At 70.4% G+C, this 12,298-nt stretch carries 13 protein-coding genes and 1 pseudogene; 10 read left to right on the forward strand and 4 right to left on the reverse strand.

The features are described from left to right. Positions 1-5: 5 nt before the first annotated feature. The 4 genes and pseudogenes from ACFHW1_RS14720 (at position 6) to ACFHW1_RS14735 (ending at position 5,627) form a co-directional block, all read left to right on the forward strand. The gene (locus tag ACFHW1_RS14720) at positions 6-977 is read left to right on the forward strand and encodes a hypothetical protein (RefSeq protein WP_416551788.1); all 972 of its coding nucleotides are present in this window, start codon (positions 6-8) and stop codon (positions 975-977) included. 244 nt (positions 978-1,221) lie between these two features. Then, entirely contained in the window at positions 1,222-1,776 is a 555-nt protein-coding gene (locus ACFHW1_RS14725) for a Uma2 family endonuclease (protein WP_416551789.1), read from the forward strand. A 223-nt stretch (positions 1,777-1,999) separates the two neighbouring features. Next, positions 2,000-3,133, forward strand: a pseudogene (locus ACFHW1_RS14730) (ATP-dependent 6-phosphofructokinase). Between the two features lie 61 nt (positions 3,134-3,194). Next, positions 3,195-5,627, forward strand: coding sequence for an ATP-binding protein (locus ACFHW1_RS14735; protein ID WP_416551792.1), 2,433 nt, complete (start codon positions 3,195-3,197; stop codon positions 5,625-5,627). A 92-nt stretch (positions 5,628-5,719) separates the two neighbouring features. On the opposite strand, the gene ACFHW1_RS14740 is transcribed toward ACFHW1_RS14735, so the two are convergent. After that, positions 5,720-7,216 carry a cellulose binding domain-containing protein gene (locus ACFHW1_RS14740; protein ID WP_416589567.1) on the reverse strand — a complete coding sequence of 499 codons (1,497 nt, stop codon included), beginning with the start codon at positions 7,214-7,216 and terminating at the stop codon, positions 5,720-5,722. 236 nt (positions 7,217-7,452) lie between these two features. Between ACFHW1_RS14740 and ACFHW1_RS14745 the strand changes: the two genes are divergently transcribed. Together ACFHW1_RS14745 and ACFHW1_RS14750 are read left to right on the forward strand one after the other, a co-directional pair. Beyond that, positions 7,453-7,773 carry a DMT family transporter gene (locus ACFHW1_RS14745; protein WP_416551794.1) on the forward strand — a complete coding sequence of 107 codons (321 nt, stop codon included), beginning with the start codon at positions 7,453-7,455 and terminating at the stop codon, positions 7,771-7,773. Next, positions 7,770-8,417 (forward strand): TetR/AcrR family transcriptional regulator, encoded by a 648-nt coding sequence (locus ACFHW1_RS14750; RefSeq protein WP_416551795.1) that lies wholly within the window; start codon positions 7,770-7,772, stop codon positions 8,415-8,417. Before ACFHW1_RS14745 ends, ACFHW1_RS14750 begins: the two co-directional genes overlap by 4 nt. Here ACFHW1_RS14750 and ACFHW1_RS14755 read toward each other — a convergent pair. From ACFHW1_RS14755 to ACFHW1_RS14765, 3 genes are read right to left on the reverse strand one after another with little or no spacing between them, the layout of a single operon-like run. Continuing rightward, complete coding sequence (locus tag ACFHW1_RS14755) at positions 8,344-8,877, reverse strand: hypothetical protein (RefSeq protein WP_416551796.1); 534 nt, start codon at positions 8,875-8,877, stop codon at positions 8,344-8,346. The genes ACFHW1_RS14750 and ACFHW1_RS14755 overlap by 74 nt on opposite strands. Beyond that, the gene (locus ACFHW1_RS14760; protein ID WP_416615609.1) at positions 8,874-9,662 is read right to left on the reverse strand and encodes a hypothetical protein; all 789 of its coding nucleotides are present in this window, start codon (positions 9,660-9,662) and stop codon (positions 8,874-8,876) included. The genes ACFHW1_RS14755 and ACFHW1_RS14760 overlap by 4 nt, the downstream gene beginning before the upstream one ends. After that, complete coding sequence (locus ACFHW1_RS14765) at positions 9,659-10,000, reverse strand: hypothetical protein (protein WP_416615611.1); 342 nt, start codon at positions 9,998-10,000, stop codon at positions 9,659-9,661. The genes ACFHW1_RS14760 and ACFHW1_RS14765 overlap by 4 nt, the downstream gene beginning before the upstream one ends. A 243-nt stretch (positions 10,001-10,243) precedes the next feature. Here ACFHW1_RS14765 and ACFHW1_RS14770 point away from each other — a divergent pair, with 243 nt between their 5' ends. The 4 genes from ACFHW1_RS14770 to ACFHW1_RS14785 form a co-directional block, all read left to right on the forward strand. Then, positions 10,244-10,495, forward strand: coding sequence for a winged helix-turn-helix domain-containing protein (locus ACFHW1_RS14770; RefSeq protein WP_416589559.1), 252 nt, complete (start codon positions 10,244-10,246; stop codon positions 10,493-10,495). Between the two features lie 441 nt (positions 10,496-10,936). Beyond that, positions 10,937-11,395, forward strand: a complete 459-nt coding sequence (locus tag ACFHW1_RS14775) for a hypothetical protein (protein ID WP_416615613.1) — start codon at positions 10,937-10,939, stop codon at positions 11,393-11,395. A gap of 190 nt (positions 11,396-11,585) precedes the next feature. Then, a complete protein-coding gene (locus ACFHW1_RS14780) occupies positions 11,586-11,774 on the forward strand; it encodes a hypothetical protein (RefSeq protein WP_416615615.1) in 189 nt (62 codons plus the stop codon). A 309-nt stretch (positions 11,775-12,083) separates the two neighbouring features. After that, a partial coding sequence (locus ACFHW1_RS14785) for a helix-turn-helix domain-containing protein (RefSeq protein WP_416569014.1) occupies positions 12,084-12,298 on the forward strand: 215 nt, incomplete at its 3' end.

A 12,298-nucleotide genomic window follows, 5' to 3' on the forward strand; every position in this document is an offset into this window, starting at 1 on the left:
GCGCGGTGAGCAGCGACTTCGACGAGTACGCCGCCCTGGCCCGGCACCTGCACGACCTGCACCGCACCGGCCAGGCCGGTGCGGCGCAGCACCAGACGCGCCGGCAGCGGCTCACCGGCTACGCCGACCAGCTCGGCCAGCGGCTGTATGCCCAGTGGCAGCGGCTGGCGGCGATTGCCCAGGCCGCCGGTATGCCGGCACCGCCCGCGCCGCCGCCGATCGCGGCGACCCCGGCCGCCGGCAGCGCGTCGGGCCAGCAACAGTCCGGCGGGTACGACGCCTCGCCGGCCGGCGTCCCGTGGCCACCGCCGCCACCGCCCCCACCGGGCCGGGCGATGCCAGGTCAGGCGATGCCGGGGCCGGTCGGGCTTCCGCCACCGCCGCGCCGCCCCGAGCTGGCCACCGGCGAACAGCCGGTGCCGCTGCCGACTGGGGCTTCCGGGCCGCTTTCCCCTGCCGCCGGCTCGGTGCAGCCGTACGGCGGCGGCATGGGCGCGTCCGGCTCGGTCTCGGCCGCGCCGGTCTCCGGCGACCCGGCGGCGGCTGGCGGGTTCCCACCGGATCCGGAGCAGGAGCTGGAGGCGGCCCGCCGGCAACTCGACGAGGCCGACGCTGCCGCCACCGAGGCGGAGCAGGCCGCCGGCCGCCCGCCGCTGTTGCCCGGCTGGTCACCGCTGGCCCGGGCAGTCACCGTCTACCTGGGGTTCGCGGCCGCCGTCGCCGTCCTGCAGTTCGGGTTCTTCCTGAACCCGGTGACCGCCGGCGTCGACTACAGCACCAAGTGGATCTGGTCCTGCGCCGGCTTCCCGGCGACCGGCTTCTTCGCCGCGTACTTCGTGATCAGCAAGTGGGGGCGGTCCCGGTTGGAGACCGACGGCGGCCCTCGGTTCCCGAAGCTGGGGTTCCTGATCAGCTTCGCCGGTGCCGCCGCCTCGATGCTCCTGCTGCTGGTCTTCCTCCAGCTCGACGAGTTCTGAGGCGATTCGGTCTTGGGCCTGCACTATTTGCACCACCGTCTCCGAGGTTTTGGATAAATGTCGAACATCCAGAGCCTTGTGGTCAGCCTGCAATGGCAATAGCCAATGAATCGGAAGTGCTGACTGTGACATCAATTTGGGGGGAGGGGCCGACGGCGCTGGCGAGTCGGCTGTCGAGCTGACAGGCGCAACCGCGACGCGCTGCACCGGTCAGTGTCCTCGGGCGGTTGGTAGGATCGGGACCATGACCGAGCCCGTGCTCGCCTACCGATGGAGCCAGAGCGAGTTTCTGCGCGCCTCGGAAGCGGGGGCGTTCGACCACCGGGTGGAGCTCGTCGAAGGAGACATCTGGCCCGTGGTGATCGGATCATGGCACGGTGACACGGTCGGTCAGCTGCTGACGATGCTGCCGCGAGACGGGGTGCGGGTGACGACTGCGACCCTGCCGACCGGGGAGTCGCTTCCCGACCCGGACTGCTGGGTACGTCGCGTCGACGCTGGTCCGATCGGGATGGTCGGGTCGCGGTTGTCGGTCTGGGACGCCGCCGATGTGCTGCTCGTGGTCGAGGTCGCCGACGAGACGATGATCCAGGACCTCAACGTCAAGACCAGGCTGTACGGCCAGGCGGGCTACCCGGTGTACTGGGTCGTCACCCAGCGGGCGATCTACGAGCACACCGGGCCGATCTCGTCCGGTTACCGGACACGGGTCGAGTACCTTCCCGGGGAGCGCATCCCGGTCCCGTACGCCGGCATCGAGCTCGCCGTCGATGACCTGATCGCCCCGCCCGTCAGCTGAGCGGATCGCGGTGGTGCGACCGGCCAAGGGTGCCGTTCGGTAACGCTGCTGAAAACTACGGCGGGACCATGGGAGGATGGCCGACGAGCCGGTGCGACTGGAGATCCGGACGCTGGGCGGGTGCCTGTTCGACTCGCCGCTGGCCCGACTGCTGCTCGGGCGCAACACCAGCTGGCACTACGTCGACGAGCCCGACCGGGTGCTGCTCGACGACACCGTCGGGATGCTCACCGGCCGGGGTCTGCCCATCGACGAGCTACCCAGCCTCGAACCGGGCGGACCGCGACAGAAGATCTTCTTCGAGCCGGCCCGCACCCGGGTCGGGATCGTCACCTGCGGCGGGCTCTGTCCCGGCCTGAACAATGTGATCCGGGCTCTGGTGCTGGAGCTGACCACCGGCTACGGGGTGCGCCAGATCGTCGGTTTCCGCAACGGCTATCAAGGGCTGGTCGCCCGGCACGGCCACGACCCGGTCCCGTTGACGCCGGCGGTCGTCGACCGGATCGACGAGTACGGCGGCACGATCCTCGGTACGTCGCGGGGCAACCAGGATCCGGAGGAGATTGCCGACACCCTCGACGAGCTCGGCATCGACATCCTGTTCGTGATCGGTGGTGACGGTTCGATGCGGGGTGCGTCGCGGATCACCGAGGTGCTCGCCCGGCGGGGTCGACCGGTTGCCGTCGTCGGGGTGCCGAGGACGATCGACAACGACATCCCGTACATCGAATAGAGCTTTGGTTTTCAGACGGCGGTCGCGCACGCCACCGAGGTGATCCGGGTCGCCCATGTGGAGGCCACCGCGTTCCCCGGCGGGATCGGGCTCGTGCAGCTGATGGGCCGGCACAGCGGCTTCATCGCCTGTTACGCGGCCCTGGCCACCCACGACGCCGATTTCGTCCTGGTGCCCGAGGCTCCGTTCGCCCTGGACGGCCCGGGTGGCCTCCTGGCGCACCTGCGTCGCCGGGTCGCCGAGCGGGGGCACACGACGGTCGTCGCCGCCGAGGGCGCCGGCCAGGAGCATCTGGCTGGCGAACCCGCCGGCCACGACGCCTCCGGCAATCTGCGGCTGCACGATTTCGGCCGCTACCTGCGGCGGCGGATCGTCGAGAACCTCGCCGCTGCCGGGCACGAGTCGAGTGTGAAGTACATCGATCCGAGTTGCACGATCCGTGGCGTGCCAGGTCGACCCGCACGGCGACCTGTGGCTGTCGGTCCTGGAGGCCACCGGTTAGCCGCCGTCGATCGCCTGATCGAGCGGCTGGGAGTCCATGCCGGCGCGGGCCGGGTTCCGGCGACTCGTCACTGTTTTGTCACGACTGCGATCACACTCTGTGCCTATTGTCGCCGATTCTAGTTACCTAGAGGTGGCGGCACGCACGTCATGTGCGCCAGGGCGTTGGGTGGTTGGGGAAGCCATGGCTACCGGTCAGGTGCAGCATGACCAGTTCGGGGATCTGCTCCGGGCCCTCCGCCTGCAGCGGAGGCTGACCCAGGAGGAGCTTGCCGAGGCGGCGGGTTCCAGCGTCCGCAGCATCCGGGAAATGGAGCGCGGCCGGGTGCACAGCCCGCAACGACGGACGGTGGTGCTGCTCGCCGATGCCCTGCGGCTGGCCGGGGCGGACCGCGACTGCTTCGTCGCCCTGGCCCGGGCCGAGCGGCAGCCGCGCGACAGCGGCACGGTGCCGCACGGGCAGTACAACAGCGGCACGGTGCCGCACGACGGCCCGGCGGTGGTCGTACCCGGGGAACTGCCGTCCGCCGTCCCGGACCTGGCCGGCCGGGCGGAGATCCTGCAACGGCTGTCGACTCTCGCCGCCGAGGTCGCCGCCGGCCGGCCGGACACATCCTCGGTGGTGGTGCTGCACGGTCCGCCGGGGATCGGCAAGACCAGCCTCGCGGTCGCGGCCGGACATCGACTCAGCTGGGCGTTTGCCGGCGGACAGCTCTTCGTCGACCTGCAGGGCGCCTCGCCGGACGGACCGCTCGACCCGGCCGAGGCGCTGGCCGGGCTGCTGCGGTCGCTCGGGGTGCCGGACAGCAGGGTGCCGGTGTCGCCGGCCGAGCGGGGCGGCCTGTTCCGCACCCTGACCCGGGATCGGCCGCTGCTGGTGGTCCTGGACAACGCCGCGAACGAGGCACAGGTACGTGCGCTGCTGCCGGCCTGGCGGGGATGCCTGGCGCTGGTGACCTGCCGGCGTCCGCTGGCCGGCCTGGCCGGCGCGGTCCGCCAGCCGCTCGACCTGCTCGCCCCGGCGGCCGGTCGAGCGCTGCTCGCGGCGATCGTCGGTGCCGACCGGATCGCTGCTGAGCCGGCCGCCGCCGATCAACTCGTCACACTCTGCGGACAGCTGCCGCTGGCCGTGCGGATCGCCGGCAACCGGCTAGCCAGCCGGCCACAATGGTCAGTAGCGTGGCTGGTGGACCTGCTCCGCGACGAACATCGAAGGCTGACCGTACTGACCGCCGGGGACCTGGGCGTACGGTCGGCGTTCGAGGTCTCGTACCGGCAACTGGACCCGGTCACCGCGCGAGTGTTCCGGCGGGCCGCGCTGATCCCCGGCACCGATTTCGCACCCGCACTGGCCGCCGTCGTGGCCGGCATCGACGAGGAGACCGCGGCGGTGGCCCTGGAGGAGCTGGTCGAGGCGGGTCTCCTGCTGACCCTGGGCGACCGGTACCAGTTCCACGACCTGGTTCGGCTCTACGCCCGGGAACGCCTCGACGTCGAGGAACAGCAGGACCGGCGGACGGAGGCGCACGATCGGATGGTCGGCTGGCTGCTGCTGCGTACCCGGCAGGCCGGGGTGATGTTCGAACCGGACGCCGGTCGGGCCGATTCCCCGTTCGACGACGATCAGGCGGCGGCGTACTGGCTGGACCGGGAATCCGGCAACTGGCTGGCGGCGCTGCGCTACGCCGCCCGGTGTGGTCGATACGCCGACGTGATCGCGCTCGCCAGGGCGTTGCACTGGTACTCCGATGCCAACAGTCACCTGCACCCCTGGGAAGAGATCTTCTCGCTGGCGGTCGCTGCGGCCCGGGCCGTCGGCAGCTGTCGCGACGAGGCGGTACTGCTGAACTTCCTGGGTTGGGCCCAGTACTTCTGCCAGGACCGCAACGTCGACGGGCTGGCCACTCTGGACCGGGCGCTGGACCTGGCCCGGCGGATCGGGGACCGCCGGGAGCAGGCGTGGGCACTGACCTACACCGCCGCGGTCCTGGTCCGCACCGGCCGCGCCGGGTCGGCCGTCGACCACAGCCGCCGGGCGGTCGGTCTGTTCCGCGAGATCGGGTACGCCCTCGGCGAGCAGAGTGCGGCGAGTGCGCAGGCGGGGTCGCTTGCTGCGCTCGGCCGGTTCGCCGAAGCGGCCGAGTTGCACCGCGAGGTGCTGGCGTTCTACCGACGGAACAGTGGTCTCAGCCGTACCGGCGCGGCGGTGGCCCGGGCCGGCGCGATGGTGAGTCTCGGGGCGGATCTGGCCGGGATGGGCCGGCTGCGGGAGGCCGCCGACCAGTACGCCCGCGCCCGGCGGGTGTTCCACCGGTGCGGTGCGACGTTCAGCGAAGCCAACGCCGTGCACCGGTACGGGCTCGCGCTCGCGTCGTTGGGCGAGGCCCACGCGGCGGCCGAGGCGCTGCGGGCGGCGCTGGACCTGTACGCGGTACTGTCCTGCCCGTGGTGGGAGGCGCAGACCTTGTCCGCGCTCGCCGCTCTGGCCGGCGCGGCGTCGGACCCGGCCGCCGCGCGCCTGCTGCGCCAGCGGGCGCTCGACCGGTGCGGTGAACTGGACGCCCCGCAGGTGCGGACCCTGCGCGCCACCCTGCGGCGCGAACTGGCCGGGTCCTGACCGGGATTCTGATGCGCGCCGAGATGCTGATCCGCCGCGAAGGGGACCGGGCCCCGCCGCGATTCGGCGGGACCCGGTGTCGGTGGACAGGGTCAGTTGCAGGTGGTCCCGTTGAGAGTGAACGGCGCCGGGACGGTGGGGGAGCCGTCCGCGGTGTAGCCGAAGTTGACGGCACCGCCGGTCGGGATGGCGGCGTTGTGGTTCTCGTTGGTGACGGTCACCGCCGATCCGGTCTGCTGGAAGACGCCGTTCCAGTGACCCCGCAGGAGCTGCCCGCCGGGGAAGGTCCAGCCCACCGACCAGCCGTTGACGGCCGGGCCGTCGTTGTAGACGGTCACGCTGGCGGTGTAGCCGGTGCCCCACGACTGGGTGACCACAAAGGAGACCCGGCAGCTGCTGGCGATCGCCGTCGCCGGCACGAGGTTGCCGTAGTCGTCGCGGGCGGTGGCGAAGTCCTGGAACCCGAAGCCCGGTCCGGCCGACCGGGTGGTGGTGCCGGCTGCGAGCACGGTGCCGTCGGGGTTGACGAAGTAGACCGGGCCACCGCTGTCGCCGCCCCGGGCGGAGTCGTGGCCGTCGAGCTGGGTGGCCTCGACGAGGTCCTCGATGTCGTCGTAGTGGTAGTCGACCCGCAGGTTGCAGATGGGTCCGCCGAGCACTCCCGCCGAGGTGTACCCGGACTGGCACAGCAGCTGACCGGGGAAGACCTCGGTCCAGCCGACCACTTCGGCGCGGACCTCGTCGTGCTGACCGCCGACGTAGATGTGGCCGCCGGGTGCCGACGTCGAGATGATCATCGTGTCGTGGTCGTCGTTGCTGTCGACCGCGTAGCCGATCAGCGTGCCGGTGCCGGTGGTGGTGTCCCAGCCGGTGTGCCAGGCCGAGCCGATCGACCCGCAGTGTTCGGCGGTGAGGATGTAGCCGGCGGTGGTGTCCGCGTCACGTACGCCGAAGCCGGCCGTACACCAGGGCGTGGTGGGCCCGATGCCGGCCCCGCCGTCGAACGGTGCGGCGTCGTCGGTCCGCGACCGTTCGACCAGCTGGTCGCGTTCGACGAAGGTGGTACGGACACCGGTCTCCGGCAGCGTCGGCAGTTCGGTGCTCGAGCTGTAGTCGACGCCGATCTCGATGCCGGTGCCGTCGGTACGCAGCCGGACCGAGTGGCTGGCGTCGGTCGGGTCGGCCTCCACCACCGGGGCGATCCGGGCGGCTGCCGTACGCAGTTCGGCGCGGGAGTAGGTGGCGTCGGCCACCTCGACCGGCGCGGTGCGGCGGGCGGCGGCGACGGCCGCGGCGATGTCGGCGGGTGGCTCTCCCTTCCACCACAGGGTGACCTGGTCGTCGACCAGGCCGATGCCGGCGTAGCCCCGGCCCGGCGCATGGTCGACCGCGGTGCGGATGACGTTGGCCGCGTCGACCAGTGGAGCCTGGGCGACCATCCGGTCCAGGGTCGGTGCCGGGATGAGGTCGAGGATGGACTCGGTGGTCCCGGCCGGCTCCGGCTGGTGGGCCTCGGCGTAGCCGGAGGTGGGACTGGTGAGCGTGGTCGCGCCGACCATCGCTGCGACGACCACCGCAAGGGTGGTCACTTTCCGAACTGATGCCATGACGCCCAGTCAAGCAACGTCTGATGTGGGGTGACAGGCAGGACGCCCGGCAGGAGTCGACCTGCCGGGCGTCCTGCCGGTAGTTGCGTACCGGCTCATGGTCGGGCCGATCCGTGCGGCAGCTGCTCATCCGGTGGTCGGCCGGGGATGTCCGCTGCCGACTCACCCCGTTTCTTGTACGCTTGTACATGTACGTGTGTACAAGAACGGAGACGGTCATGGCGTACCTGTTCCTCGCCGCCGCGATCACCGCCGAGGTGATCGGGACGAGCCTGCTCAAGTCGACCCACGGGTTCACCCGGCTGTGGCCGACGCTCGCCCTGGTCGTGGCGTACGTCACCGCGTTCGCCTGCCTCGCCCAGGCGGTGAAGACGATCCCGGTCGGTGTCGCGTACGCGCTGTGGGCCGGGCTCGGCACGGCGGCCATCGCCGCGATCGGCGCGACGTTCCTGGGCGAGCCGTTGACCCTGGCGAAGGTGACCGGGATCGGGCTGGTCATCGCCGGTGTGGTGGTGCTCAACCTGGGCGGTGCCCATTGACCACCGACCCGGCTGGCGCGGCCCACAGCCGGGACCGCCGTCCGGTGCGGCCCCGGGATCCGGAGGGCCGCCGCCGGGCGCTGGCCGCCGCCACCCTGGAGGTGGTCGCCGAGGTCGGGATCGGGCGGACCACGCACCGGGCGGTCGCCGCCCGCGCCGGCGTCCCGCTCGGGGCGACCACCTACTACTTTCCGACCCTGGTTGATCTGATCGTGGCCGGGCTGCGGCAGGCACAGACGGACGTCGAGGCCGAGCTACGCCGCTGGGCCGATCAGCTCGGCGACGGCACCGACCTGCCGGCCCGGCTCACCGGGCTGATCGGCGAGTACCTGGCCGACCGGGGCCGGGCGCTGACCGAGCTGGAGCTGTACCTGGCCGCAGCCCGCAGCCCCGAGCTGCGGCCACTGGCCCGCGCCTGGCGGGACCGTCTCTGCGAGATCCTGACGCCGCTGACCGGCGACCGCGCGGCGTACGCGGTCGCCGTCTTCGTCGACGGTGTCCTGCTGCAACACTTCGCCATCGGTGAGCCGCTGGACACCGCTGCCGTCGAGTCGTCGATCGCCGCTCTGGTCAGGTCGGATCAGCCGGCTGCTGCCCGTGGTCGTCGGGCTGCTGGTGGTCGGCCGGCTGTCCGTCCGAGGTGACAGCGGCCGACCCGTCCGGGGTGACGACGGCCGGCCGGTCGTCCGGCTCGGCGGCGATCATCGTGGTGGTGTCGTCGATCAGGTCGGCCAGGCCGGCCGGGCTGAGTCCTTCGTCGTTGACCAGGGCGACGACGAGCAGTGTCTGTGCGGTGATGGTTTCGGCGGTGGCGGGCAGGGTGTCGTGTTGGCCGAGGGCGGCGTACATCAGGGTTTCGGCCACGGTCGGGTCGATGGCGGTGCCGGCGGGGTCGAAGCGTTCCCGGACGCTGGCGACGAAGCGGATCACCGCGGCCGGGTCGCCGGGCCGGAACCGTCGGTCCACGGTGAGCACGAACAGTCCGCTGAGCAGGTCAAGATACTCCTGCCACTGGTCGTCGTCGAAGCGGGCGAGTTGGCGTTCGTGTGCGCCGGTCTGCCCGGCGACCAGGTAGGTCAGGGCGGCGGTGGGTGCGTTGGTCACCGGCTCCTCCAGGTGTGGAAGGCGTCTTCCCAGATGTGGTGGCGGACGAGCTGCCAGAAGGTGCGGAACCTGACGTGGTGGCGGCCGGTGGCGACCAGCGACGCGGCGGTACGGGCGGCGAGGCCGCGTACCTCGGTCGGTGGCTGATGCCCGGCGGAGTCGGCACCGTCGCCGGGCGGGTCGCCGTCGGCGTCGGTGGTGGTGGGTGGGGTGCTGGTGAGCGGTCGGCGCGCGGCGAGCCGGCGCAGCCGCTGCTGCGGCGGGTCGTAGCCGTTGGCGAGGGCGTTGAAGTAGCGGTCGAGGGCGCCGGTGCCGACGCCGAGGCTGCCGTCGAGCTGGTCGAGGCGGGCCAGGGCGGTGCGCAGCCGGGCGGCGGCGGCCTGGGCGTACGGGTCGTCGCTGCGGGCCAGGCGGTCGGCGGCGGCCAGCACGCGGGGCCGGGCGTCGCCGGTGGTGCCGGCGGCGTGGGTGGCGTGCTCACGGGCGGTCCGCAGGCCGCGCATGATGGTGGCGACGCCGACCGGGCGGCTGCCCGGCAGCCGCGGCCGGGCGACGGTGACGGCGTCGAAGACTTCGCCGTACGCCTCCCACGCCTGGTGCAGGGCCTCCTCGTAGCGGTCGACGGTGAGCCGGGCGTCCGGGGCGAGGGTGCGGGCGTCGCCGAGTTGCTCGGTGACGTGGGTGACGGCGGTCTCCAGGGCCAGGCAGACCGCCCGCAGCGCGCCGATCGTGTCGGCGGCGACCTGCAGGGCTGCGGCGTCGGCGGCGTACTCCCGGGCGCTCATGCCGACCTGCTCAGCCAGGAGAAGCGGGGCCGGTCGGGGGCATCGGCGACCCGGGTCGGGTCGAGCAGGGTCGCGCCGGGTCGGCGGAACGGCAGCCGGTGGTAGCGGCGCAGCGTCGCTTCGGCTTCGGTCAGGTCCGCGCACGGTCCGGGCCGTCCACAGCCGAGACAACACCCGGTGTACGCCGAGGTGGTGTGACTGTCGATGGTGCGTTGCGCCTCGACGACGCGGGCGCGGGCGTACCGGGTGTAGTAGGTCGCGGAGCGCTGGTTGCCGGCCGGGCGCAGCCGGGTGGGCGGTGGTGGGACGGTCGGGGTGGGGCGGGGGTCGGGTGTCACCGGACATTGCCTCCCGTACGCGTGGAGATGGCACCCGCCGCTGATGCGACTGTTGTCGCAGGTGGCGGGCAGGTTGACGCACCCGGCCGACCGACAGGCGGCGCCGGCCGACCGGGCTCCTTGCGGGGCAACCACTCCGGTTTGCAGACCAGGGAGCAGCGCGGAGACAGCTTTACATATGCGCCCATTCAAAGCAACCCATGAGCGCCAATTTCTTGCCATACAAGGCTGGCGCGTGATCAAATGGGTGCGCAGATCAGGGAGCCGCCCATGCCCGCCAAGCCCAAGTGGGAGAAGATCGCCGACCACCTCCGGAGCCAGATCGTCTCCGGTGAGCTGGCACCAGGCGACAAGCTTCCGTCCACCGTGCAGCTGTGCAAGGAGCACGACGTGTCAGCGATCGTCGTGCGCCAAGCCATCTTCAAGCTGCGGACCGAAGGGCTGATCGAGGGCGTGCAGGGCGTCGGCGTGTTTGTCGTCGACCCGAACGGGTGACGGCTGCTCCCTGCCCGCGTCGCAGGGAGCGCCAGCGGCGGCCCATACCCCGCTTCTGTGTCCCGAATCTGACAGGATCGACTACTGTCATCCTCTGTGCTCGTTTGTTTACGTTCAGCTATGGCACGGAGGCTGCGTAAACAGAGGATCAAATGTCGGGGACCACGGGATGAGGACGGGCGTGCCTGCCAACGCCTTGTCAGCCGTCCTGGTCAGAGGTGTCCGCAGCACGTCGGTCGACCAGAAGTACCGCTGCGCGGACGCTTGGCTGAGTACGCCAAGCATCCTTCCAAGAAGGCCAAGTCAAAGACACCGCCGGGGACTCGACGAGCGGCAAGCTCACCACGTCTGACCAGTGAGTCGACTCGACCGAGGCGGCGGCCTTCACCCGCAAAGCGGGAGGCCGTCGTTGCAGAGGCGGTTGGCTACTTCGAGGCGGCGGTGACGCTCGGAGCAGCCGAGGCTGCCGTGGCTCAGGCGGCAAGCTACGCGGGGGACAAGGTGTGGGTCCGACTGACCGATGACTGGTCAGGGCGGAACTGTAAAGGGCTTGCTCGTCTTGCCCGCGCCGCTTTGGACGGCAAGGACTGGCTTCACGGTCTGATCGGGGATCTGGTGGGCTTTTTGCTGGAGTTGCTCAGCACCCCTCGAGTAGCCAGGGCTTTCGGCAAGGAGATCGCCAAGCGGATACCCCTGCCCTGGGATCAGCAACTAGTGGCTGTGTCGAGAGGGATGCAGATCGCAGGCATCGCGGTTTGCATGATCAACGGCAGGGATCTGTCGAAGTGCGAGTGCTTTGTCGATGTGGTGGTCAACGAAGGGAAAGAGCGTGTGCGCCAGTTGATGGACTGGGCCGCCAAGGACTGGCGGAACCTGGAGCAACTAATACCTTCCTCTTGAGTGGGCCGTCAGGGAAACTCCGCGAACTGACACAGCGCAAAGCTTTCGGACAGTCCTGAATCAATCGCCCTGGCGGCTGGTTTTGGTCGCTAGCCGTTCGTGAAGAGGGCTGACCTAGCAGTACGGACGAGTTCTCAGCCATACAAGCCTACAAGTTGGATATGTACGCGCCAAGGCTTCTCGTGGCTTGGTGAGTGAGGACAGCGGCTTCTTCGATGTTGGAGCGGGACAGCTCGGCCCAGGTGTAGATCTCCTGGGTGCGGTCCTGCCGCCCGCCGGCAAGCAACTGGGCCAGGCGGAGCTGCCTGGCCCGCATCGCGTTAGCCGCGTTCGCCAGCTTGGCCTGCTGGGTCTCGATCTCGTCGAGGATCCGGCGTAGTTGCTGAAGATAGGAACCAGTGCTGGAAGCTACTTGGCTGTTACTGTCATCTCTTGTCGACCCTAGTCCGAATCTTTCAAGGGGGCTCCGTCTTCTCTGCTGGGGCAATCCTGGGGTGGTCGGCGGGGTGGATTTCACTTGATGCGGCACTGCTGGCTCGGCTTTTGGCTTCTCTGAATCATCGGGCTTTGCCTCAGATTCCCTCACTTCGTCAACAAGGGCGTTGATGAATCCTTTCGCTGGGCGGAGTCAAACGGTCATGGCGACACCCGGTAAAATGATCTTGGGTGTCGAGTGATTGGGTGGTAGATGAGCGGGTCTTCTCCGTTGACGGTTGAGGAGCGAGAAACGATCTCGCGGGAGTTGAGCCGGGGCGGTGATTCGGTGTCAGCTCGGACGATCGGAAGGTTGCTCGGGCGGCACCATTCGACGATCGCTCGGGAGATCGCGCGGAACGGCGGATCGTGGGATTACCGTGCGGTCGAGGCGCAGGCGCGTTGCGACGGGAATCGTCTGCGACCGAA

The sequence above is a fragment of the Micromonospora sp. LOL_014 genome (assembly GCF_048060245.1).
Classification (GTDB): domain Bacteria; phylum Actinomycetota; class Actinomycetes; order Mycobacteriales; family Micromonosporaceae; genus Micromonospora_E.

Excerpts from the sequence above, each read along its gene's own strand:
- ACFHW1_RS14725 (WP_416551789.1), top strand. The coding sequence starts at position 1,222 with ATGACCGAGCCCGTGCTCGCCTACCGATGGAGCCAGAGCGAGTTTCTG.
- ACFHW1_RS14735 (WP_416551792.1), top strand. The coding sequence starts at position 3,195 with ATGGCTACCGGTCAGGTGCAGCATGACCAGTTCGGGGATCTGCTCCGG.
- ACFHW1_RS14745 (WP_416551794.1), top strand. The coding sequence starts at position 7,453 with ATGGCGTACCTGTTCCTCGCCGCCGCGATCACCGCCGAGGTGATCGGG.
- ACFHW1_RS14760 (WP_416615609.1), bottom strand. The coding sequence starts at position 9,662 with ATGAGCGCCCGGGAGTACGCCGCCGACGCCGCAGCCCTGCAGGTCGCC.
- ACFHW1_RS14770 (WP_416589559.1), top strand. The coding sequence starts at position 10,244 with ATGGGTGCGCAGATCAGGGAGCCGCCCATGCCCGCCAAGCCCAAGTGG.